The organism is Bacillus sp. RC252 (assembly GCF_044909215.1).
Classification (GTDB): domain Bacteria; phylum Bacillota; class Bacilli; order Bacillales; family Bacillaceae_G; genus Bacillus_A; species Bacillus_A mycoides.
Genome location: NZ_JBIYDV010000004.1, coordinates 62,408 through 84,538 on the forward strand (window position 1 = coordinate 62,408; position 22,131 = coordinate 84,538).

Annotated in this window: 21 protein-coding genes; 16 read left to right on the forward strand and 5 right to left on the reverse strand. The window is 35.9% G+C overall.

Annotated elements, in window-relative coordinates:
* The first annotated feature begins 154 nt into the window (after positions 1-154).
* From ABH960_RS07195 to ABH960_RS07205, 3 genes are all read left to right on the forward strand, one after another.
* Entirely contained in the window at positions 155-730 is a 576-nt protein-coding gene (locus ABH960_RS07195; protein ID WP_404443934.1) for an FtsX-like permease family protein, read from the forward strand.
* A gap of 94 nt (positions 731-824) precedes the next feature.
* Positions 825-1,736, forward strand: a complete 912-nt coding sequence (locus tag ABH960_RS07200; RefSeq protein WP_002014392.1) for an ABC transporter ATP-binding protein — start codon at positions 825-827, stop codon at positions 1,734-1,736.
* On the forward strand, positions 1,729-2,676 hold the full coding sequence (locus ABH960_RS07205; protein ID WP_201064784.1) for an ABC transporter permease: 948 nt from the start codon (positions 1,729-1,731) through the stop codon (positions 2,674-2,676). Before ABH960_RS07200 ends, ABH960_RS07205 begins: the two co-directional genes overlap by 8 nt.
* A 21-nt stretch (positions 2,677-2,697) precedes the next feature.
* Here the strand turns inward: ABH960_RS07205 and ABH960_RS07210 are convergent, their stop codons facing one another.
* Both ABH960_RS07210 and ABH960_RS07215 read right to left on the reverse strand, forming a co-directional pair.
* On the reverse strand, positions 2,698-3,858 hold the full coding sequence (locus tag ABH960_RS07210; protein WP_002014221.1) for a M20 peptidase aminoacylase family protein: 1,161 nt from the start codon (positions 3,856-3,858) through the stop codon (positions 2,698-2,700).
* An 88-nt stretch (positions 3,859-3,946) separates the two neighbouring features.
* On the reverse strand, positions 3,947-4,855 hold the full coding sequence (locus ABH960_RS07215) for an EamA family transporter (protein WP_002033502.1): 909 nt from the start codon (positions 4,853-4,855) through the stop codon (positions 3,947-3,949).
* Positions 4,856-5,342: 487 nt separating this feature from the next.
* On the opposite strand from ABH960_RS07215, the gene ccdA reads away from it, so the two are divergent.
* Positions 5,343-6,050 (forward strand): cytochrome c-type biogenesis protein CcdA, encoded by a 708-nt coding sequence (gene ccdA, locus ABH960_RS07220; RefSeq protein WP_404443938.1) that lies wholly within the window; start codon positions 5,343-5,345, stop codon positions 6,048-6,050.
* Positions 6,051-6,140: 90 nt separating this feature from the next.
* Positions 6,141-6,647: a CcdC family protein gene (locus tag ABH960_RS07225; RefSeq protein ID WP_002014224.1), complete on the forward strand. Its 507-nt coding sequence runs from the start codon at positions 6,141-6,143 to the stop codon at positions 6,645-6,647.
* 555 nt (positions 6,648-7,202) lie between these two features.
* On the opposite strand, the gene ABH960_RS07230 is transcribed toward ABH960_RS07225, so the two are convergent.
* On the reverse strand, positions 7,203-7,634 hold the full coding sequence (locus tag ABH960_RS07230) for a DUF2621 domain-containing protein (protein ID WP_404443941.1): 432 nt from the start codon (positions 7,632-7,634) through the stop codon (positions 7,203-7,205).
* A gap of 103 nt (positions 7,635-7,737) precedes the next feature.
* Positions 7,738-8,034, reverse strand: a complete 297-nt coding sequence (locus tag ABH960_RS07235) for a hypothetical protein (RefSeq protein ID WP_002014228.1) — start codon at positions 8,032-8,034, stop codon at positions 7,738-7,740.
* Positions 8,035-8,288: 254 nt separating this feature from the next.
* On the opposite strand from ABH960_RS07235, the gene ABH960_RS07240 reads away from it, so the two are divergent.
* Together ABH960_RS07240 and ABH960_RS07245 are read left to right on the forward strand one after the other, a co-directional pair.
* The gene (locus ABH960_RS07240; protein WP_002137753.1) at positions 8,289-8,864 is read left to right on the forward strand and encodes an AAA family ATPase; all 576 of its coding nucleotides are present in this window, start codon (positions 8,289-8,291) and stop codon (positions 8,862-8,864) included.
* Positions 8,861-9,433 (forward strand): DJ-1/PfpI family protein, encoded by a 573-nt coding sequence (locus tag ABH960_RS07245; protein ID WP_002137752.1) that lies wholly within the window; start codon positions 8,861-8,863, stop codon positions 9,431-9,433. The genes ABH960_RS07240 and ABH960_RS07245 overlap by 4 nt, the downstream gene beginning before the upstream one ends.
* Before the next feature lie 13 nt (positions 9,434-9,446).
* Here the strand turns inward: ABH960_RS07245 and ABH960_RS07250 are convergent, their stop codons facing one another.
* Positions 9,447-10,394: a class I SAM-dependent methyltransferase gene (locus ABH960_RS07250; protein ID WP_404443945.1), complete on the reverse strand. Its 948-nt coding sequence runs from the start codon at positions 10,392-10,394 to the stop codon at positions 9,447-9,449.
* A gap of 202 nt (positions 10,395-10,596) precedes the next feature.
* Here ABH960_RS07250 and hutP point away from each other — a divergent pair, with 202 nt between their 5' ends.
* The 9 genes from hutP (at position 10,597) to ABH960_RS07295 (ending at position 22,123) form a co-directional block, all read left to right on the forward strand.
* The gene (gene hutP, locus ABH960_RS07255) at positions 10,597-11,037 is read left to right on the forward strand and encodes a histidine utilization transcription antiterminator HutP (RefSeq protein ID WP_000926519.1); all 441 of its coding nucleotides are present in this window, start codon (positions 10,597-10,599) and stop codon (positions 11,035-11,037) included.
* Positions 11,038-11,139: 102 nt separating this feature from the next.
* Entirely contained in the window at positions 11,140-12,657 is a 1,518-nt protein-coding gene (gene hutH / locus ABH960_RS07260; protein ID WP_063219752.1) for a histidine ammonia-lyase, read from the forward strand.
* 23 nt (positions 12,658-12,680) lie between these two features.
* Positions 12,681-14,339, forward strand: a complete 1,659-nt coding sequence (gene hutU, locus ABH960_RS07265) for a urocanate hydratase (protein ID WP_404443950.1) — start codon at positions 12,681-12,683, stop codon at positions 14,337-14,339.
* Between the two features lie 12 nt (positions 14,340-14,351).
* Positions 14,352-15,623: an imidazolonepropionase gene (gene hutI / locus ABH960_RS07270; protein ID WP_000887529.1), complete on the forward strand. Its 1,272-nt coding sequence runs from the start codon at positions 14,352-14,354 to the stop codon at positions 15,621-15,623.
* On the forward strand, positions 15,602-16,573 hold the full coding sequence (hutG, locus tag ABH960_RS07275; RefSeq protein WP_404443953.1) for a formimidoylglutamase: 972 nt from the start codon (positions 15,602-15,604) through the stop codon (positions 16,571-16,573). The genes hutI and hutG overlap by 22 nt, the downstream gene beginning before the upstream one ends.
* A 291-nt stretch (positions 16,574-16,864) precedes the next feature.
* Positions 16,865-17,326, forward strand: a complete 462-nt coding sequence (locus tag ABH960_RS07280; protein ID WP_170935206.1) for a CarD family transcriptional regulator — start codon at positions 16,865-16,867, stop codon at positions 17,324-17,326.
* Positions 17,327-17,927: 601 nt separating this feature from the next.
* A complete protein-coding gene (locus tag ABH960_RS07285) occupies positions 17,928-19,055 on the forward strand; it encodes an alkene reductase (protein WP_404443956.1) in 1,128 nt (375 codons plus the stop codon).
* Between the two features lie 71 nt (positions 19,056-19,126).
* The gene (locus ABH960_RS07290; protein ID WP_002185146.1) at positions 19,127-20,701 is read left to right on the forward strand and encodes an FMN-binding glutamate synthase family protein; all 1,575 of its coding nucleotides are present in this window, start codon (positions 19,127-19,129) and stop codon (positions 20,699-20,701) included.
* 483 nt (positions 20,702-21,184) lie between these two features.
* Complete coding sequence (locus ABH960_RS07295) at positions 21,185-22,123, forward strand: ring-cleaving dioxygenase (protein ID WP_404443959.1); 939 nt, start codon at positions 21,185-21,187, stop codon at positions 22,121-22,123.
* Positions 22,124-22,131 lie beyond the last annotated feature (8 nt).

Sequence of the window (22,131 nt, forward strand, 5' to 3'; positions counted from 1 at the left end):
CAATCATATTATAAATATCCTTTAATTACCATTTTGTGTTCTAGGACTAAAGGCTTAGTAAAGATTCCGATTGAAGTGCGATGTTTAAAATGTCATATTTTTATACACTAGTAGTATAGAATGCGTATGTTATGAAGCAAGGTAGGGGGAAATTATGTCTTTATTTCGGTTAGCGAGAAAAAATATACAAACATTTGCTGCCCAAAGGTTAAAACAATTTATGTGGATTGCTATGAATACAATGCTTTGTTTTTTTATGATATCATTCCGATTTAATGAAGCTGTAATAAGTAAAGCGGAATATACACCTATGTTTGTAAAGTGGTTTTATGCTATGTTTCTATTTATAGTTTTTGTGTGTATTTTCATTACATATAAAATGACAGCTTCTCTTTTACAGATAAGAAAAGAGGAGTTTACATCGAATGAAGTGATGCATATGACAGGAAAAGAAATGTTATGTTTATTATGTCAGGAGCAATTATTAACTTACGGAGGAGCTTTTGTTTTCGGATTAATTCATGGTATGTTATTTTTGAAATTATTTATTATTATTTTTATGAAAGCAGTAGGAATCCAAGGGATAACCAATGCACCGATTACGATGTATGCGGTAGTGATAACAGCAGTTGTTATGATAACCGTCATTATAATATCAATGTGGCAATGTTGTAGGTTTACACAAAGGTTAAAGGGTGAAAAGTCATATGAAACGAGGAGAAAGGCATGAGAAATCATGGCTTTTTCTTCATTTTACACATGTTATTAATCATGATACAGTGGGAAGAACTGAAAAAAAGAGTTAAGAAGAAAGGTTGTATGGAATGATAAATGAGCAAGCGATCGTAAAAGTTGATCGATTAACAAAGCGAATTGGTTCAAAGACGTTAGTAGAAAATATTAGTTTTGAAGTGAAAAAAGGTGAAGTAGTTGGCTTATTAGGACCAAATGGTGCTGGAAAAACGACATTAATGCGAATGATGGTCGGAATGATCCGTATGACAGAAGGGGAAGTATGGATTGATGGTCAATCTGTAAAACAGCAATTTGAAAAAACTGCTGCGAAAATTGGTGCTGTAATTGAGACACCAGAATTTTATCCTTTCTTAAGCGGCTATGAAAATTTAACATATTTCGGACGAATGAATGGGAATGTGACTGAAGAGCGTATCGATGAAGTAGTGCAATTGTTAGGAATGGGACAAGTAATTGACCGTAAAGTAAAAGCATATTCACTCGGTATGAGACAGCGTTTAGGAATTGCTCAGGCACTTATACATAATCCAGATGTATTAATACTAGACGAACCGACGAACGGATTAGATCCTAGTGGTATACATGAAATGCGGATGTACATAAAGAAAATTGCGCATGAACAAGGAAAAGCTGTTCTTGTTTCTAGTCACTTACTCTCAGAAGTTGAATTAATGTGTGACAGGGTTATTATTATTCAGCATGGAGAATATGTCGCAACACAAAATATTCAAAGTGATAAAAAGGAAGAAACAGAAGAAATACATATACGTGTAGATGATGCGAATAAAGCGGCAGAGGTTTTAGAATACGATGTTTTAGTAAAAGAAAACGAATTAATTATAAACGTGAAAGATGAAGAAGTTCCAAATATTCTTCGTACATTGATGGAGAAAAACATTCAAGTTTATCGTGTATATGAAGAAAGAAAAACGCTAGAAGAGCAGTTTTTAGAATTAACAGGAGGAAAAGATATTGTTTAATTTAGTTTATAACGAGCTGTATAAAATATTTAAGCGAAAGCGAACGATTATTCCTTTTGCAGTTATTGCGGTATTAATTATTGGATTAGGATGGGTTACGGTAAAATATTTAGAGCCAGAAACAAAAGGGTGGAAAGCGGATTATACAGAACGCACTGTAGAAATTGAGAAAAAGCTCGGCATGAAAAAAGCGGATATTTTAACAGAAAAGTCAGGAGACGAGCTTGTAAAGGAATACCAGCTTAAAATGAAGCATTTAGATACGAATACAGCGCCAGCAAGTAGTTCTCCGCTTTCATTTATGAGAGATACAGGTTTTATCGTATTTCCAATTTTACTTCCGTTTATTCTCGTATATGCGAGTACGATTTTTGCGAATGAATATAGCTGGGGAACATATAAATTTTTAACAATTCGTCCAGCGAGCCGATTTAAAATTTTAACATCTAAGTTTTTGGCAATCGTTATATTTGCGGCATTATTATTTATATTTAATATGATTTTTTCCGTATTATGCGGGTTGATTATTTATAAATTCCAACAACCAGCTTGGGCTGAATTTGTCGTTCAAAATGGAAATATAATAAAACAAAATATTTTCGTAGAAGCAAGTAAATATTATATTTTATCTTGGTTACCAACTCTTGTGTATGCTGCATTTGCCTTTATGATTTCCGTTTTAACGAGATCGAGCGGAGGTGCAATCGGGATTTCTTTATTTCTTGCATTATCAGGGGGAATAGCGCTAATTCCGGCAGCAAGATATGAATGGGCGAAATATTTATTACCAGCGAATACAGATTTATATGGGCTTTTAAAGGGTGGAAGCTTTATTGATGGAGTAACATTCCCATTTGCTTCTTGTATGCTTCTTCTATACTTAGCTGTATTTTTAGGGGTTTCCTATACTGTATTTATAAAACGAGATTTAACAGCATAAGCAAAAGCCGTTAAGGGTAACTTAACGGCTTTTTGTTTGTAATAATTGATGAATAGCTTCTTCGGCTAATAGTGCGAAATACTCTGCGCTAATAGGCAATGCTTTTTCATCTACTGTAAAAGCTGGATGATGCCATTCATGTGTACCACTTGTTCCCATAAAGACGAATGAGCCTGGTATTTCTTGTTGGTAAAAAGAAAAGTCTTCTCCTGCCATTGATGGTGTAGGAGAGATAACGTTTAGATTCATTTTCTCTGCAATATGAATAGAAAAATCAGTGAGTACTTTATCGTTTTGAACAGCAGGAGGACCTGGGTAAAATCGAAATTCTGTTTTTACACCTAGTGCATCAGAAACGCCTTTAATGATACGTTTCATTAATGCCGGAATCTTTTCACGTGTTTCAGCTTGGAATGTACGGACAGTTCCTTCTAATATTGCTTTTTCGGGAATAACGTTCCACGTATTCCCTGAATGAATGTTTGTTACACTTACGACAGCGTTATGAGAAGAACTAATATTTCGGCTTACAATCGTTTGAAGTGCCATAACGATTTGAGATGATGCAACGATAGGATCGACGCCGGCATCAGGCACAGCTGCATGTGTACCAACACCATGGATTTCAATTTCAAATCGATCAACTCCGGCCATTAGTGGCCCATCTTTAATACCGATTGTACCTACTGGTAAATCAGGTTTATTATGCATACCGAAAATAGCTTGCACGCCACGTAAATGCCCAGCTTCAATAACTTTGCAAGCACCATTACTACTTTCTTCAGCTGGCTGGAATATAAGGCGGACAGTTCCATTAAGAGAAGCTTCTTTTTCTTTTAATAAGTAAGCCGCACCCAATACAGCAGCTGTATGAAAATCATGCCCACAAGCATGCATTTTACCTTGTATTTTTGAAGTGTATGGAAGGTCTGTTTCTTCCTGAATAGGAAGGGCATCGATATCAGCACGAAGCGCTACAACCGGTCCTTTTTTATTACCAGAAATTTCAGCGATAACTCCTGTTTCTAAATTGGAATCAATAATAGTGATATTGGCCTCGTCTAACCAATTTTTTATCGCTTTTGTCGTTTCAAATTCTTCGTATGATAGTTCTGGATTTTCATGTAAATACCGACGAATGGAAATAAGTTTTTCTGTTAATTGATCAGGAATAGATGCCACTTATTATGCCCTCTTTCTTAAGTGAAGTATTTGTATTAATTATACAATAATAAAAGAGAGGATTCTCAAATGAAAATCCTCTCTCGTTTTATGCTGCAACTTTTTTATGAGTATGCTGTTTTTTATAACGTCCACGCATTGCGTATGCAATTTGCGGAATTGCGATACCGATTAAAATAAGTGATACACCGATCCATTGTGACGATAGTACAGCTTCTTTTAAAACGAATACAGACATAATTGTTGTAACTGGCAGTTCTGCTGCACCAAGAATAGTTGCTAAGCCAGAACCGATTTTTGGAATGCCAATTGTAAAGGCAATGGACGGAATAACGATACTAAATATTCCTAATCCTAAGCCGTATTTCCAAAGGCCTTGAGAGATCGCCCCGTTAAAAATAAATGTTGGCGGGAATACGATCATGACTAAAGTTAAAGCGCCAGCCATTAAAAGGACACCGCGTGTTAATGAAGGTACTTCAACGGCAACTTTCCCACTTACGAAAATGTATGTTGCAAATGTAACAGCAGATAATAAACCTAAAATGATTCCAGTCGTATCGAAATCACCAGCTGATGTTTCTAATAACCCACTTGATAAAAATGTACCTGCAAGTAAGAAGATTACTGAAATAACTTTTTCTCTGGAAGGTAATGTTTTTGTTGCGACTGCTTCAATGATAATCCCAACCCAAACGAACTGGAATAAAAGTATAATTGCAATAGAAGCTGGTACAGTTTTTAAAGAAGCGTAATAAAAAATTCCAGTAAAACTTGCAGACGTTCCTGCGACGAATAAAATTAACATTTGTTTTAGTGGAACACGATGTCTAGAAAATAGAAGTGTAATAGCAAGTAAAATAATCCAACCGAACAAATACTGGCTACCAATTACCTCTCCAAGTGAAAACCCTTCTGCATATGCAAGTTTAACAAAAATAGCTAAAACCCCATAACTACACGCTCCTAATAAAACTAAAAGAGAATAACGAAGCATGAAAAATTCCTCCCATCTATATGAACTTGTTCCGTAACGGACATATATAACTAGATGGAAGTATACAAAATTAAAAATGAAGGGTCAAATGAAAGAAAAGTGCAAAATTTTATAGAATAATAATAAAAGTATGATATTTATGCATAATCTTGAAATTAATAATAATTAAAGTATTGTAAAATCAGCTTTATGTTGTATAAAGAAAGCATTTGAAAAAAAATTTTAAGGCCAATAGGTGTGAAGTCAATTGTAATGTGCTAATCATTTGAGAAACTGTGGAACCTTTGTTATGTTAGTAACAATTAGAAAGAGTTTCATAATTCAATTGAGATTTTTCTATATAATAGAAGGGAATGAAAACGTTTTATTAGAAAGTGTGTGAAAGGGTAGTTTTTCTTATTGTCATGTTGGAAAAGTGAATTCATGAAATGTCCATAGTATTTTCAATTGTTTTTGCTACAATATTGAAGAGGAGAGGAGTGGAATAATGCAAGATATTAGTATTTTTTTAGCGTTTGGAGCTGGGTTCTTATCGTTTATATCCCCATGTTGCTTACCGCTTTATCCGGCATTTTTATCATACATAACAGGTATGTCGGTTTCTGAATTGAAAGAAGAAAATGCAATGCTTCGCAAAAGAAGTATGATACATACAGCGTTTTTCTTACTTGGTTTTTCAATTATTTTTATTGCAATTGGATTTGGTACAAGTTTTATTGGAGGCATCTTTACAAATTATAAAGATTTAATTAGACAGTTAGGTGGTATATTTATCATCGTGTTCGGTCTTGTTATTGTCGGTGTGTTTAAACCGAAGTTTTTAATGCAAGACCGTAAATTTACGTTTAAAAATCGTCCGAGTGGTTATTTTGGTTCAGTTTTAATTGGATTGGCATTTGCTGCTGGATGGACACCTTGTACTGGGCCTATATTAGTGTCTGTAATTGGATTAGCTGCAACAAATCCAGAATCGGCAATGATTTATATGATTGCTTACATACTTGGATTTGCTATCCCGTTTTTCGTACTTTCATTCTTTATTACGAAAATGTCTTGGATTAAAAGAAATAGTATGAAATTCATGAAGATTGGAGGATACGTTATGATTGTCATGGGTATCTTCCTATATTTTAACTGGATGACGAAAATTATCGTATATTTCTCAAGTTTATTTGGTGGTTTTACCGGTTTTTAGTATTATTCTGTGAAAATGTTGGAAATACTAACGGAAAAGCATATAATAAAATTATATTTTGCATATAGCCACAAAAAAGGATGAGAAAATATGAACATAGTTCTGTTATCAAGTATCGTTGCTGTTTGTATGGCTGTCGGTGCGATGTTTATTCGTTTAAAAGCAGCTAAGAAACCTGCAACATTGAAAAAAATTATACTTCCCCCATTTTTTATGAGCACGGGAGCGTTGATGTTTGTTTTTCCTGAATTTCGATTAACTCCAGCAGAAATGTTAGAAGCAATTGGCGTCGGTTTGTTTTTCTCTATTTTTCTTATTAAAACATCTAAATTTGAAATTAGAGGACAAGAGATTTATTTGAAGCGTTCAAAAGCATTTGTTTTTATACTAATTGGATTACTTGTCGTGCGGATTGTATTTAAAACATACTTAAGCCAGTCTCTTGATTTAGGACAACTTAGTGGCATGTTCTTCTTACTTGCGTTTGCAATGATCGTTTCATGGAGAATTGCAATGTACCGTTCCTTTACGAAATTACAGAAGGAAATGGAAAAAGAAGATGGTTTTTATAATGAAAAAGATATGAAGTTAACGTAAAGAGTGTTATATGTATAAAGAAACAACGTCTGATTAGACGTTGTTTTTTGTTAATCACTGAAAGGTAACTTCCTCAATTCTAGTTGTGATGTATAAATTGTCGACCATCGAAGAAGCAATTTAAGTTTGACGTTACGAATGGACCGATATAAGGAATACTATTTGGTTTGAAGTTTTATCATCGGTAATTGGTGGCTAAGTTAGATTAGGTTGGATCGTATAGGAGACGTTCCTTCATTAACAATTACTCCACTTGATGGTACTGATACAACATGAAAGTGGAGTAATTGTTAATGACGAAATTTCGCTTAGCTTAAGTGTCTTGAGCCGAATCTAATATTGCAAATATAAATGCAACAGGATCAATTGCTGCGAATACAACATATACCTCTGTAAATATTACAGGTACTGGTGATACGATTTATACGAGTGCTGTAGGGTTACAGATAGATTTAGCGAAAGCGAGATTAATTGCTACAAAATCAGTAACTGTAAGTTGAGCTTATAAAAAAGATTGCTATAAAATAGCAATCTTTTTTATAAGGAATAATGGGCTTACTTTGCAAGTAAAGTTTTATAGTTAGAATAATCAATCTCTTTTTCTTGTAGTTTCTTAATTAAAAATTTATGATCGCGCTTCGGTGTGGCAACGATATATCCTTGTATGATTAAATCTTGTGTAATTTTTGGAGCGTTTTCCTTTATTGCAAGTTCCCCAATTTTACCGGCAATTTTTGATTTGGCAACATCACGAAATAGTTCAGGAACGGGACTTACTAGTTCTTCTAACAATTTTTTTTGTTCGTCAGCCCATAAATGTCTCGTTTTATTTATGTAATGCTCTTCCCAATCTAAAATGGACATACCGTCTTCTTTCGGTAATCGTTTTAAAAATTTTCTGAACATAAAGTATCCACCGATAGACATAAGTCCTAATAAAATAACAGTCCATAATACAATAAACCAACTGAACCATCCTTCGAGCAAGTGTATCCCCCCTTAATGATTGCGGTTTTCTTTTATTCATATTATAAACAGTGAGATTCATAGAAAGCAAGAACGCTTGGTCAATTTGACCAAGCGTTGTAGTTTAAACGAAGTATAGTTGTTCAACACATAAAATATCATTGTCATTTTCTACATATTCAATGATGAGTGTGCCAACTTTACGATCTTTATCTTCAGTTGTGAAAATAGAGTAAGAAGTAAAACGTGCTGTTGATAGGCCGCTTATATGTGTAGGTAAAGGAATGTAGTCGTTATCGCGGAAGAATTCCATTAGTTCAATATCTTCAAATTCTTTTCGGTCAACTTGTTTGTTTGTATAGCGGCGTTGAAGTTGTTTTAAAGATGCATTCCAAGAAATTGCTTTTGTGTCGTATACCATTGTTCTATCTCCTTACTGTATGTAATTATTAAGAACATACGTTCTAATCTAGTATACTCTTTTTATAAGAAAAGGGAAAGCAAAAAATAATGTAAGCTTGGATTTCCAAGCTTACATTATTGATGCGTCCGTCATAATCTCTATTTTTTATTATAAGTTAGATAAGAATAAGAAACAAGATGATATATATCTTGTTGATAGTTTTCAAAATTCTGTTTATTATTTATGTATTACAGTACAAGGGAATGAGAGAGATGACATACGTAATTTCACTCCAAGGACCGATGGCAAGTGGAAAAACAACATTGGCCAAAAGCTTAGAGCGATGTGGGCTTTCAGTTATATATGAAAACCCTTATCCAATTGTAGAAAAGCGGAAAGAATTAAATTTGGATATTTACACAAAAGAGGGGTTTATTACAAATCAAAAAATGTTTATTGAAGCAAAAATAAAAGAGTTTCAAAATGTGAAATCAGTCATGATTTTTGACCGCGGACCAGAAGATATTGAATTTTATACACTCTTTTATCCGAAGATGATAGGGAAAGAGTGGGATATAGAAACAGAATTAAAAGATGAATTGTATAAATTAAGAGAATGCCGTTCGGATGCAATTTTTTATTTAGATGTTTCGAAAGAGAGTTTGTATGATAGGAGAAATAATGATAGGACAAGAAATCGAAGTACATTTGAGGAACAATTTAAATTAGTAGAAGTTGAAAAAGAATGGTATAAACAATTTCCCGTAACTTATGTGGACACTAATATATTATCAGTGGACGAATTAGAGGCATATTTTATAGGGTGGCTAAGGGAGAAAAGGCTATGAAAAAAATATTATTATTCGTATACCCGACATTTGCAGAGTTTGAAATAACGGTAGCAACAGCATTGCTGAAAAAGAAATATGAAATCATTACAGCGGGTTTAACAAAAGAAATGATTATAAGTGAAACAGGCTTACAAGTACAGCCGCATATAGAATTAAGTGAAGTGCGTGTAGAAGAATATGAGGGGATTATCATTCCGGGCGGAGATGAAATACATATGAAAGAGGCGAAACCGCTTTTTTCAGTTATTCGTCAATTTTCTGAGCAAGGAAAATTAGTGGCAGCGATTTGTGCTGGACCGTATGCGTTAGCAAGAGCAGGTTTATTTAAAGAAATCTCTTATACAGTGACTATAGATTATCAAAAATTAGATTGTTTTCCAGTAGAAAATTTTGTGTATACAGAAGTTGTACAGCACGCAAATATTATTACAGCACAAGGACATGCATTTGTGCCATTTGGACTAGCGATTGCCTCCTATTTTGGAGTAGTGAATGAACATAATACAAATTTTTATAGTGGAAAGGGCAATATAATGATGGAGAATCTTTTACCGGAAAACGTGTAAAAGCTAGCGAATGCTAGCTCTTTTCTTTTTTACATCGATAAATCACTAACGTTTTCGGATCGCGCCATATACCGTTGTGAAGTGATAAATCATTTTCTATTTCTTCTTTTAGCCATTCCTTCATTTCGGTGTGAAGGGACATATTATCAGGTATATTCAGCGACGGGAACATGCTAGAAATATAGTTAACGATTGGAGTGGCATGATGAAAAACGAGTGCATTATGAATAATTGTTTCTTCAACAGTTGAAAAAATAGATTGTAGTATCTCTTTACCATTTTCTAAACAAAATGGAGCTACAGCTGGTGATGTTTTCGGTAAGTCAAATGCGTCTAGCATACTGTTACACATTTCAACTATACGAGGCATTGAAACTTTAGAATTTGTTGTAGCTAAAAGGGCGCCACCGGGACAAATTACTTTATGGAATCCTTGAATTGTTTTTTCGACATCTTTCATGTGGTATAACATATGCCTTGCGATTATCAGGTCATAACAATTAGCTTCGAAAGGAAGTTTACTAGCATCACCGAGTTTCCATTCAATCGTATTATTCGTTATAGCGGCTTCAGAAATCATGGTTTTCGATTGATCAAAGCCGGTTAACTGGCCTTTATGACCATTAGTTTGCAAAAGGGAAAGAAATTTTCCGTTAGCACACCCGACCTCTAATATTTTTTCTTCCCCTTGGAGTTGTAAATGTTCAATGACGACTTCATCTACATTCACTTGTTTTTCTTCGTAATGTTTATGCGTATCGATACGTGTTTGTAAATGGTCACTAACGTTGTATTGACGTTTTACATCATTCATTTTTTCACATTCCACCTTTATGCAAAATTGCTGAATCGCATGTGTTAATACGTCTGTTTTATTTAAACCTTCGTAATGGAGTACGTCTTCAAACCTTGTAAGTAATTTTTCTTCAATTCGAAAATGAATATCTTTTCGCTTCGCCACTGAAATTTCGCCCCTTTGTATCTGTTAGTGAGACTATAGCACGTCTGAAAAAAATCTGTAAATAAATTGTGTACACAAGTACAAGTATGAGAGGGATAAAAAATTGCTTGAATAATATTTTAAACTATTGACGATTTAACCGTTTTCATATATTCTTAAATTAAGTAATATTCAAATAATTCAAAAGAAATGAGAGAGTCACATGCTTCTTCAAGGAACACATCGAATTGGTCGTATGGCCATGCTGTTGGCACTTGCGGATGAGAATGAAAGTCCCGTATTATCTATTCCGAAAGGTTGGAAATATTGTACTGGGAAAGTTGGTTCTATGAATTCGCAAAAAGTAGTAGCAGCAATGGAAACAGCGGCTAAGAGCAACCGAGTTATTGAAACAGATGTTTACAGAGAAACACATGCACTTTATCATGCAATTATGGAAGCTTTGTACGGAGTGACGAGAGGTCAAATTCAGTTAGCAGACGTTCTTCGTACAGTAGGACTTCGCTTTGCGATTGTGCGCGGTACACCATACGACGGAAAAAAAGAAGGCGAATGGGTTGCTGTTGCGCTTTATGGAACGATTGGTGCACCTGTAAAAGGATCTGAGCATGAGGCGATTGGTTTAGGAATTAATCACATATGATTTGCCCATAGTCTATTAGTTAGAAGGGGGCCTTATTTTTTAGGACAGGAGTCTGTCTTAAAAAGATAAGGTCCCCTTTTGCCTTTATAAGGAGGAAAAAGAATGATTACGCTAACAGGACACACATTGACAGTTGAAGAAATGAAGAGGTTGTTACTTGAAGGTGAAGGTGTAACAGCTTGTCCAAATAGTATGCAACAGGTAGCAGAGTGCCGCGAAGTAGTTGAGAAAATCGTAGAGGACGGAAAAGTCGTTTACGGTATTACAACTGGATTTGGAAAGTTTAGTGATGTGCTTATTCAAAAAGATGATGTAAAAGCACTTCAGCACAACTTAATTCAGTCACATGCGTGCGGAATAGGCGATCCATTCCCTGAAGAAGTATCACGCGGTATGTTGATTTTACGAGCTAATACGATGTTAAAAGGAGTATCGGGTGTTAGACCACTTGTTGTAAACATGCTTCTTGAGTTTGTAAATCGTAAAATTCATCCAGTCGTTCCGCAACAAGGATCACTTGGTGCGAGTGGCGATTTAGCACCTTTATCTCATCTTGCTCTCGTTTTATTAGGTGAAGGTGAAGTGTTCTACAAAGGAAAACGAGTTCATGCGATGGTTGCTCTTACAGAAGAAGGACTTGAACCTATTGAACTTGAAGCAAAAGAAGGTCTTGCGTTAATCAATGGTACGCAGGCAATGACAGCGCAAGGGGTTCTTTCTTATATAGAAGCTGAAGCAAGTGCTTATCAATCAGAATTAATTGCATCGATGACAATGGAAGGATTACGCGGCATTATTGATGCATTCGATGAAAATGTTCATAAAGCGCGTGGTTATAAAGAGCAAGTCGAAGTGGCAAGCAGAATTCGTGATATTCTTCATGATAGTAAACTTGTGACAAAACAAGGAGAACTTCGTGTACAAGATGCATATTCACTTCGTTGTATCCCGCAAGTTCACGGTGCTTCTTGGCAAGTTTTAAATTATGTGAAAGAAAAATTAGAAATTGAAATGAATGCAGCAACAGATAATCCACTTATTTTTGATGGCGGTGAAAAAGTAATCTCTGGTGGTAATTTCCACGGACAACCAATTGCATTTGCAATGGACTTCTTAAAAGTAGGGATGGCGGAGCTTGCAAATATTTCAGAGCGCCGTATTGAACGCCTAGTAAATCCGCAATTAAATGACTTACCACCATTTTTAAGTCCAGAACCAGGACTTCAATCAGGTGCCATGATTATGCAATATGCAGCGGCTTCACTCGTTTCAGAAAATAAAACGTTAGCTCATCCAGCGAGTGTAGATTCAATTCCGTCTTCAGCTAACCAAGAAGATCACGTAAGTATGGGAACAATCGCTTCACGTCATGCGCATCAAATTATTCAAAATGCAAGACGCGTTCTTGCAATTGAGATGATCTGTGCGATGCAAGCAGCAGAATATCGCGGAATTGAAAACATGAGTACAGTTACAAAAACGTTCTATCATCAAGGTCGTCAGCAAGTGCCATCTATTACAAATGACCGTATATTCTCAACGGATATTGAAAATATCGCGCATTGGTTAAAAACGAATTATTCAATAAAGGAAAGATTGGATGTAAATGCAGCACTATAAAACGAGAAAAGGGAGAGATTGAAATGGAAAAAGTACAACAAACAATTCGTGCGGCAAGAGGTACTGAGTTACAAACGAAAGGATGGGTTCAAGAAGCTGCACTTCGAATGTTAATGAACAATTTAGACCCTGAAGTAGCTGAAAAACCAGAAGAATTAGTTGTATACGGCGGAATTGGCCGTGCAGCTCGTAACTGGGAAAGCTACCATGCAATTGTTGATTCATTAAAAACGTTAGAAAACGATGAAACGTTACTTGTTCAATCAGGAAAACCAGTTGCAATTTTTAAATCACATGAAGATGCGCCTCGCGTTCTTTTAGCGAACTCAAACTTAGTACCGAAGTGGGCGAACTGGGATCACTTCCGTGAATTAGAGAAAAAAGGTCTTATGATGTACGGACAAATGACAGCGGGTAGCTGGATTTACATTGGGACACAAGGGATTTTACAAGGAACATATGAAACATTTGGTGAAGCGGCACGTCAACATTTCGAGGGTTCATTAAAAGGTACTGTAACGATTACTGCTGGTTTAGGTGGCATGGGTGGCGCACAACCGCTTGCTGTAACGATGAACGGCGGTGTTGTAATTGCTATTGATGTAGATAAGCGTAGTATCGATCGTCGTATTGAAAAGAGATATTGTGATAAGTATACAGAATCATTAGAAGAAGCGTTAACTATTGCAAACGAATATAAAGAGAAGAAAGAGCCTATTTCAATTGGATTATTAGGTAATGCAGCAGAAATTTTACCTGAGTTAGTAAACCGTAATATTATCCCTGACTTAGTTACGGATCAAACTTCTGCCCATGATCCATTAAACGGTTATATTCCAGTAGGTTACACAGTAGAAGAAGCAGCGAAGCTTCGTGAAGAAGATCCAGAACGTTACGTACAATTATCAAAAGAAAGTATGAAAAAACATGTAGAAGCAATGCTTGCAATGCAAGAAAAAGGCGCGATTACATTTGATTACGGAAATAACATTCGCCAAGTTGCTTTCGATGAAGGATTAAAAAATGCTTTCGATTTCCCGGGATTCGTTCCAGCATTTATCCGTCCATTATTCTGTGAAGGAAAAGGACCATTCCGCTGGGTAGCACTTTCTGGTGATCCAGAAGATATTTATAAAACAGACGAAGTTATTTTACGCGAGTTCGCGGATAATGAGCATTTATGTAATTGGATTCGTATGGCACGTCAGCAAGTTGAGTTCCAAGGTCTTCCATCACGTATTTGTTGGCTTGGTTATGGCGAGCGTGCAAAATTTGGCCGCATTATTAATGAAATGGTGGCTAATGGTGAATTATCAGCACCAATCGTTATCGGCCGTGACCATTTAGATTGTGGATCAGTAGCATCTCCAAACCGTGAAACAGAATCTATGAAAGACGGTAGTGATGCAGTAGCAGACTGGCCAATTTTAAATGCATTAATTAACAGTGTAAACGGTGCAAGCTGGGTGTCTGTTCATCACGGTGGAGGCGTTGGTATGGGTTATTCACTTCACGCTGGAATGGTTATCGTTGCAGATGGAACAGAAGCAGCGGCAAAACGTATTGAACGCGTATTAACTTCTGACCCTGGTATGGGTGTTGTTCGTCACGTTGATGCTGGCTATGACTTAGCGGTTCAAACTGCGAAAGAAAAAGGCGTTAACATCCCAATGATGAAATAAGGAGGCAGAAACATGCTGGACACTTTACTAATAAATATCGGTCAATTACTAACAATGGATCAAGAAGATGGCTTGTTAAGACGGGAAGCGATGAATACGCTTCCTGTTATTGAAAATGGTGCGGTTGGAATTGAAAATGGTGTAATTACTTTTGTTGGAACAGCGGAAGAAGCTAAAGGATTACAAGCGAAAGAGGTTATTGATTGCGGCGGGAAAATGGTGTCTCCTGGTCTTGTTGATCCGCATACTCATCTTGTATTTGGTGGATCTCGTGAAAATGAAATCGCGCTAAAACTACAAGGAGTTCCGTACTTGGAAATTTTAGAACAAGGTGGAGGTATTCTTTCAACTGTAAATGCAACGAAACAAGCGTCGAAAGAAGAACTTGTTCAAAAAGCTAAATTCCATTTAGACCGTATGCTATCTTTCGGAGTTACAACTGTAGAAGCGAAGAGTGGTTACGGATTGGATGATGAGACAGAATGGAAACAATTAGAGGCAACTGCACAATTACAAAAAGAGCATCCAATTGATTTAGTTTCAACATTTTTAGGTGCTCATGCAGTTCCGAAAGAGTATAAAGGAAGATCGAAAGAATTTTTACAATGGATGCTAGATCTATTACCAGAAATGAAAGAGAAGCAATTAGCTGAGTTCGTTGATATTTTCTGTGAAACAGGTGTGTTCTCTGTAGAAGAATCAAAAGAATTTTTATTAAAAGCGAAAGAGCTTGGCTTTGATGTGAAAATTCATGCAGATGAAATCGACCCTCTTGGTGGTGCGGAAGCAGCGGCTGAAATTGGTGCAGCATCAGCGGACCATTTAGTTGGCGCTTCTGACAAAGGAATTGAAATGCTTGCGAATTCTAATACAGTAGCAACTTTATTACCAGGAACAACTTTCTATTTAAATAAAGAAAGCTTCGCACGCGGCCGCAAAATGATTGATGAAGGTGTTGCAGTTGCTTTAGCTACAGATTTTAACCCAGGTAGCTGTCCAACTGAAAACATTCAGCTTATTATGAGCATTGCGATGCTGAAACTGAAAATGACACCAGAAGAAGTTTGGAATGCGGTAACAGTGAACTCATCTTATGCCATTAATCGAGGCGATGTAGCTGGGAAAATTAGAGTTGGTCGTAAGGCGGATTTAGTTTTATGGGATGCTTATAATTACGCTTACGTACCGTACCATTACGGCGTAAGTCATGTAAATACAGTATGGAAGAATGGGAATATCGCATATACAAGAGGTGAACAATCGTGGAGCACGGCCACTATTTAAAGAAAAATGCAAAGTTTATCGATCGGGAAGTGACGAAATGGAGCGAAATGATTAAAGATTGGGAGGAAGGCGTAGAAATATTCGGTGCTGCCTTAATTGGAGCACCCCTTTCTAAACCATCTATTAGTCATTCAGGAGCATGTTTTGCACCAAAAACAATTCGTTCAATGTTGGATGCATATAGCACGTACGCAATTACAGAAGAACACGATATGAAAGAAAGTGTTCTTCATGATTGTGGTGATATTACGATGCATGTGACAGATATAAAAGAGAGTCATAACCGAATTGCGAAAACAGTTGGTCACTTGACGAAAGTAAATCCGAAAATGATACCAATCGTTCTTGGTGGTGACCACTCGATTAGTTTTCCGAGTATAACTGGTTTTGCAAATAGTAAAGGGAAGGTGGGTATTATTCAATTTGATGCCCATCATGATTTACGTAATTTAGATGATGGTGGTCCATCAAATGGTACACCGTTCCGTAGTTTGCTAGAAAATGATGTGATTACAGGAAAACAACTCGTTCAAATTGGGATTCGTAATTTTTCAAATGCACGAGCGTACCATGAATATGCAAAAGAGCATGGCGTGACAGTGTATACAATGAAAGATGTAAGAGAGCGAAAAATAAAAGATCTTATTTCAGAAAGTATTGAAGTATTAAGAAAACAAGATGTGACTTCTATTTATATTTCTCTTGATATGGACGTACTAGACCAAGCGTTTGCGCCAGGCTGTCCAGCAATTGGCCCTGGTGGGATGGATAGTACAACTTTACTTGATGCAATTGAATTCCTTGGTAAAGAGCCACTCGTTCGAGGGATGGATATAGTAGAAATTGATCCAACTCTTGATTTTAGGGATATGACGAGTAGAGTAGCTGCGCAAGTGATTATGAGTTTTCTTTTAGCGCGAGAAACGATTAGTAAACAGGTTAGTATATAAGCGAAGGATCGTGTGTGAAGTTTTGAAGCAACCGTTTTTGTCATTATATAAAAATACATCGCTACTTATATGTAGTGATGTGTTTTTTTGTTTTACAAGGTATATAAAATTGGAGAAAATGGGTGTAGAAATGTAACAAAATCGCGGGTTTTTTAGTGTTTCTGTACAGCTTGAATTTTTATGTGTAAATAAATTGACATAGAAAATAATTTTGTGATATTATAAAAATTTTGCTAAAAAAATAAATGTGTGTTAAGATTGAGAAGGTTACCATATATGGAGGTGGATTATTTGTTTCAAATTGGCGATAACATCGTTTATCCAATGCACGGAGCAGGTATAATTAAAGCCATAGAAGAAAAGGAAATCTCAGGAGAAAAAAGACAGTATTATGTTATAAAAATGTCGGCTAGTAATATGGAAGTAATGATTCCTATGGGGAAAATATTGAGTTCAAATATACGACCAGTTACAGATATAAAGGCATTAACAAACATAATAGATATTTTTCAGCATGGGGAATCAGATAGATTACTTACGTGGAAACAAAGGTATAAATTGAACACTGATAAAATAAAAACGGGTAAAATACAAGAAGGTGCTGAAGTTGTACGTGATTTATTACGTATGCAGAAAGAAAAAGCACTTAATGCAAGCGAAAAGAAAATGTTAGATAACGCACATGAATTTTTGATTAGTGAGCTGGGATTAATTGAAGGTATCACAGAAAATCAAATAAAAAGCTTTTGTTAAGATTCATTGTAGATAATGTATTACATCCCAAAAAAGATCTTGAATTTTTTGGGAATATAATTATAGAAAATCAATCATTTCAAAGACATTCAACTCTTTCAAACCACTTTTAGAGCATTAACCTCTTTTGTTATTACTACAATTTAATCCATTTTTATTTTTTAATTTCTTTTACGAATGTTCGAAGTTTAATTAAATAACTCGATAAAATAGTTACTTGATTTTTGCAATCCTGATTCACACTGGCACGGACGAGGAGCCGTAAGGATGAAAGAGAGGTAGGGCTTTCATTGTTTTAGGTATATAAGTTATTATTTTTAGAAGAATACTGAACCACTCCCACTTCTATTGTTAAGAGATTTTCCATATGTGAGGAGATAATAATTGTTTATTTTCTTTATTTAAAAGAGATAAACGAATTGTTAGCCTTATATGGTCAACTAAAAAAGGTTTCCTACTTAGGAAACCTTTTTAATTTTTGTTTTTATCATTCTATTTGTTTAATATTCGAATCTTTAATGGTAAAGACGTATAAATTGACGTTACTATCTAAAAGTAAGTATGATGCGATTATAGTTAGATTTTTTTAGGGGGAAGAAAAATGACAAGTTCAAATAATAAAGCGGCAAGTATTTATGAAGGAACAAATATAAACGCTTGGGGGTCTTTTGAAAATATTGAAGAAACGAAGTTATTTCATCCGATTCAAATTGGATCTTGGTCTCTTCGTAATCGCATAGCGATGGCACCGATGACGAGATGTTTTGCAAATAATGAGACTGGAGTCGTTGGTGCTGACGTAGTCGAATATTACCGAAAACGTGCTGCTGATGGGATTGGATTAATTATTACAGAAGGAATTGTCATTAGCCCGAGAGCAAAAGGGAATCCAGGAGTACCAGGTATTTATACACAAGCGCAAGTCGATTCTTGGAAACCTGTTACAGAGGCAGTACATAAAGAAGGCGGAACGATTATTGCTCAAATATGGCATGTTGGACGTATGAGTCATCACGAAATAATTGGTGATCAAATGCCGCAAGCACCTTCTGCTATTGCTGCGGAGGGGAATGTTCCGCGTTTTCGTAAACCATTTGATACACCAGAAGCAATGACAATAGAAGAAATAAAAGAAGTTATCGGTCAATATGCACAAGCCGCAAAGAATGCGATAGAAGCTGGATTTGATGGTGTAGAAATTCACGGTGCACACGGATATTTAATTGACCAATTTACTTATGAATTTGCGAATAAGCGTACTGATAAATACGGCGGTGACTTAAAACAAAGGTTAACGTTTATGAAAGAAGTTGTTCAGGCTGTAATTGAAGCAGTTGGAGCTGATAAAACGCTTCTTCGCTTCTCTGCCTTTAAAGGTGATAATCCTACTTATATGTGGGAACATCCTGAACTTGCAATTGAAACGTTTGTAAATATGTTTAAAGAAGTTGGATTAACGATGATTCACCCTTCAACGATGAATTATACGCAAGTTATTGCTGACGGCAAGAATTTTCATCAATTAGTAAGAAAGTATTGGGATAGTACTATCGTAGGAGTAGGTAATTTGAATCCGAAAGAGGCAGAAGAAGCACTGCAAGAAGGAACAATTGATGTAGCGGCGTTCGGAAGACCATTAATCGCTAATCCAGATTTTGTTCAGCGAATTAAAAATGCTGAAAGTTTGGTTGAATATGACGCGAAAGAGCATCTTGCTACGTTAGTGTGAATAAGGATAAAAAGAGAACACATGGAGTGTTCTCTTTTTATTATGGAATTTTATATATAGGGGGAAGCGGAATGAGTGAAGCGCTACTCATTATTATTAGTATATTGCTCTTTTTGATGCTACTTTTAATTGTCTTTTTTATCATTACATTTTTTATTAAAAAACGGACGCATCATTCTATATTAAAACTGCATCCATACTTAGGTAGAATGCGCTATTTGCTCGAAAAAATAGGCCCGGAATTTCGGCAATATTGGTTTGATCATGATACTGACGGAAAGCCCTTTTCGCGCTATGATTTTCAAAGTGTTATGTTTCTAGCAAAATACCGTTCTGAAATACTTGGTTTTGGATCAAAACGAGATTTTGAGGAATCTGGCTATTATATTGCTAATACATTATTCCCCACATTAACAGATGAATTAAGTGTGAATCTCACGCAAGAACGTGAGGGGAAAAAATATATGATTCATAAAGAAGGGTTATTTTCAAGAAGAGAAAAATTGACAGCGGATACAACAAATCTTTGGTTGTATGAAGAAGATGATGCAATTATAGTCGGCGAAAATCGTAAATATCCATGGAAACTGTATGGGATGTTTGGAGCGTCAGCGACATCTTACGGTGCGATTGGAGAAAATTATATTTTATCAGCTGGGTTTGGTGCAAAAATGGCAGGTGGTTCGTGGATTAATACTGGGGAAGGGGGTGTCATTCCAGAACATTTACATACGGGTGCAAATATCATTGCCCAAATTGGTCCGGGATTATTTGGATACCGTGACGAGGACGGGAATTTTTCGATGAAGGAATTTATGGAGAAGGCGAAAGAAAGTAATATTAAAGCGTTTGAATTGAAATTTGGGCAAGGAGCAAAAATACGTGGTGGTCATTTAGAAGGACAGAAGGTAAATGAGAAAATCGCTTCCGTTCGGAAAGTACGAGAAGGAGAAACGATTAATTCGCCAAATCGTTTTTCATTTATTAGTAGTGCCGCAGAGGCTTTATATTTTATTCAAGATTTACAAGAAAACGGTGGTAAACCAGTGGGTATGAAAATTGTAATTGGTCAACAGAAGCCTTTGGAAGATTTATTAAAAGCAATGAAAGAATTAAACATCTATCCAGATTTTATTACAATCGACGGTTCAGAAGGTGGATCAGGGGCAACATATAAATCGATGGCAGATAGTATGGGGCTTCCGCTTATACCGGCACTACTTACATTTATTGATACAGCAAATCATTACGGTGTCAGGGATAAATTAAAGGTGTTTGCCTCCGGGAAATTAATCACGCCAGATAAAGTAGCGATTGCTTTAGCTATCGGTGCAGATGCCGTAAATTCAGCACGTGGATTCATGATGGCAAGTGGTTGTATTATGGCACTTCAATGTAATTCAGGGCAATGCCCATCGGGGGTTGCAACTACGAATCCACACTACCAAAAAGCATTAGATCCGTATGAGAAAAAATGGCGAGTAATGAACTATGTTATTAGTATGAGATATAGTTTGTTTTCATTAGCGGCAGCAGCAGGGGTAAAGAGCCCACGCCACTTAACGAGAGAGCATATTGTGTTTAAAGATGAGATGGGGAAAGTAGTTCCACTTTCGGAATTGTTTCCTTCCGTAATTGGGAAGTAAATATGTAGCTGAACAAAAAAATCAAAAAAGTCATACATTTGTATGGCTTTTTTGGTTATGGGAAAAGTAGAAATTTATTACATGAATGTTCCCGCTTTTCGGTTGCTCTTTTTCAAACAAATTATTTGATGGAGATGAGTTGTCAGAATATTGTTTTTGATGAAAAAATGAAATGATATCCGCATTGACAATAAAAACTAATTAGACTATAATAAATCTCGAATTCAAGATATTTTTTGAAGGATAGTCAAAATCATAAAATCAATATTTAAAATATAATCATAAGAACTGTAGTTTTTTTGTAAAATATCTCGAATCCGAGATATTTTTTGAACTAAATGAAATGTGTTAGTTTTTTAGAGAAATACCTCAATTTTGAAAAAGATAGTATTGCGGATTGAACTTTATCATATGGACAAAATGAATAATGAATTTTAGCGAATAAACGTTTTTTGTAATGAAATAAAAAAAGGGGTGGAGAAAGTGGAAAAGAAAACGATGGGAATTCATCACATTACAGCAATCGTAGGTCACCCACAAGAAAATGTAGATTTTTATGCAGGTGTATTAGGATTGCGTTTAGTAAAACAAACAGTGAATTTTGATGATCCAGGTACGTATCATCTTTACTTTGGTAATGTAGGAGGAAAGCCTGGAACAATTATTACGTTTTTCCCATGGGCAGGTGCTCGTCAAGGTATTATTGGGGACGGTCAAGTAGGCATTACGTCTTATGTCGTACCAAAAGGCACAATGGAGTTTTGGGAAAATAGATTAGAAAAATTCGACGTACCGTATACAAAAATGACTCGGTTTGGAGAACAGTATATAGAATTTGATGATCCACATGGTTTGCATATAGAATTAGTTGAAAGAGAAGAGGGCGAATTAAATAATTGGACTTTTGGGGAAGTTACGCCAGAAGTAGCAATTAAAGGATTTGGCGGTGCTGTTCTTTTATCTGCACAACCTCAAAAAACTGCTGAATTGCTAGAGCGTGTTATGGGTCTTGAGAAAGTAGGAGAAGAGGGAGAGTTTATGCGGTTCCGTTCTTCTGCTGATATTGGAAATATTATCGATTTGAGATTATCAACAATTGGACGTGGGCAAATGGGTGTTGGTACAGTTCATCATATTGCTTGGAGAGCGAATGATGATGCTGATCAATTAGACTGGAAAGAGCATGTGTCTCGCTTTGGATATGGTGTAACCCCTGTACAAGATCGAAACTATTTTAACGCAATTTATTTTAGAGAACACGGCGAAATCTTATTTGAAATTGCAACAGACCCTCCTGGTTTTGCCCATGACGAATCTTTAGAGACGATGGGTGAGGAGTTAAAATTACCGGATCGATATGAACAACATAGAAAACAAATTGAACAGACACTCTTACCATTTGAAGTGAGAAATCTAGATTAAAGTGATTG

Excerpts from the sequence above, each read along its gene's own strand:
- ABH960_RS07195 (WP_404443934.1), top strand. The coding sequence starts at position 155 with ATGTCTTTATTTCGGTTAGCGAGAAAAAATATACAAACATTTGCTGCC.
- ABH960_RS07200 (WP_002014392.1), top strand. The coding sequence starts at position 825 with ATGATAAATGAGCAAGCGATCGTAAAAGTTGATCGATTAACAAAGCGA.
- ABH960_RS07215 (WP_002033502.1), bottom strand. The coding sequence starts at position 4,855 with ATGCTTCGTTATTCTCTTTTAGTTTTATTAGGAGCGTGTAGTTATGGG.
- ccdA (WP_404443938.1), top strand. The coding sequence starts at position 5,343 with ATGCAAGATATTAGTATTTTTTTAGCGTTTGGAGCTGGGTTCTTATCG.
- ABH960_RS07225 (WP_002014224.1), top strand. The coding sequence starts at position 6,141 with ATGAACATAGTTCTGTTATCAAGTATCGTTGCTGTTTGTATGGCTGTC.
- ABH960_RS07235 (WP_002014228.1), bottom strand. The coding sequence starts at position 8,034 with ATGGTATACGACACAAAAGCAATTTCTTGGAATGCATCTTTAAAACAA.
- ABH960_RS07240 (WP_002137753.1), top strand. The coding sequence starts at position 8,289 with ATGACATACGTAATTTCACTCCAAGGACCGATGGCAAGTGGAAAAACA.
- ABH960_RS07245 (WP_002137752.1), top strand. The coding sequence starts at position 8,861 with ATGAAAAAAATATTATTATTCGTATACCCGACATTTGCAGAGTTTGAA.
- hutP (WP_000926519.1), top strand. The coding sequence starts at position 10,597 with ATGCTTCTTCAAGGAACACATCGAATTGGTCGTATGGCCATGCTGTTG.
- hutH (WP_063219752.1), top strand. The coding sequence starts at position 11,140 with ATGATTACGCTAACAGGACACACATTGACAGTTGAAGAAATGAAGAGG.
- hutU (WP_404443950.1), top strand. The coding sequence starts at position 12,681 with ATGGAAAAAGTACAACAAACAATTCGTGCGGCAAGAGGTACTGAGTTA.
- hutI (WP_000887529.1), top strand. The coding sequence starts at position 14,352 with ATGCTGGACACTTTACTAATAAATATCGGTCAATTACTAACAATGGAT.
- ABH960_RS07285 (WP_404443956.1), top strand. The coding sequence starts at position 17,928 with ATGACAAGTTCAAATAATAAAGCGGCAAGTATTTATGAAGGAACAAAT.
- ABH960_RS07290 (WP_002185146.1), top strand. The coding sequence starts at position 19,127 with ATGAGTGAAGCGCTACTCATTATTATTAGTATATTGCTCTTTTTGATG.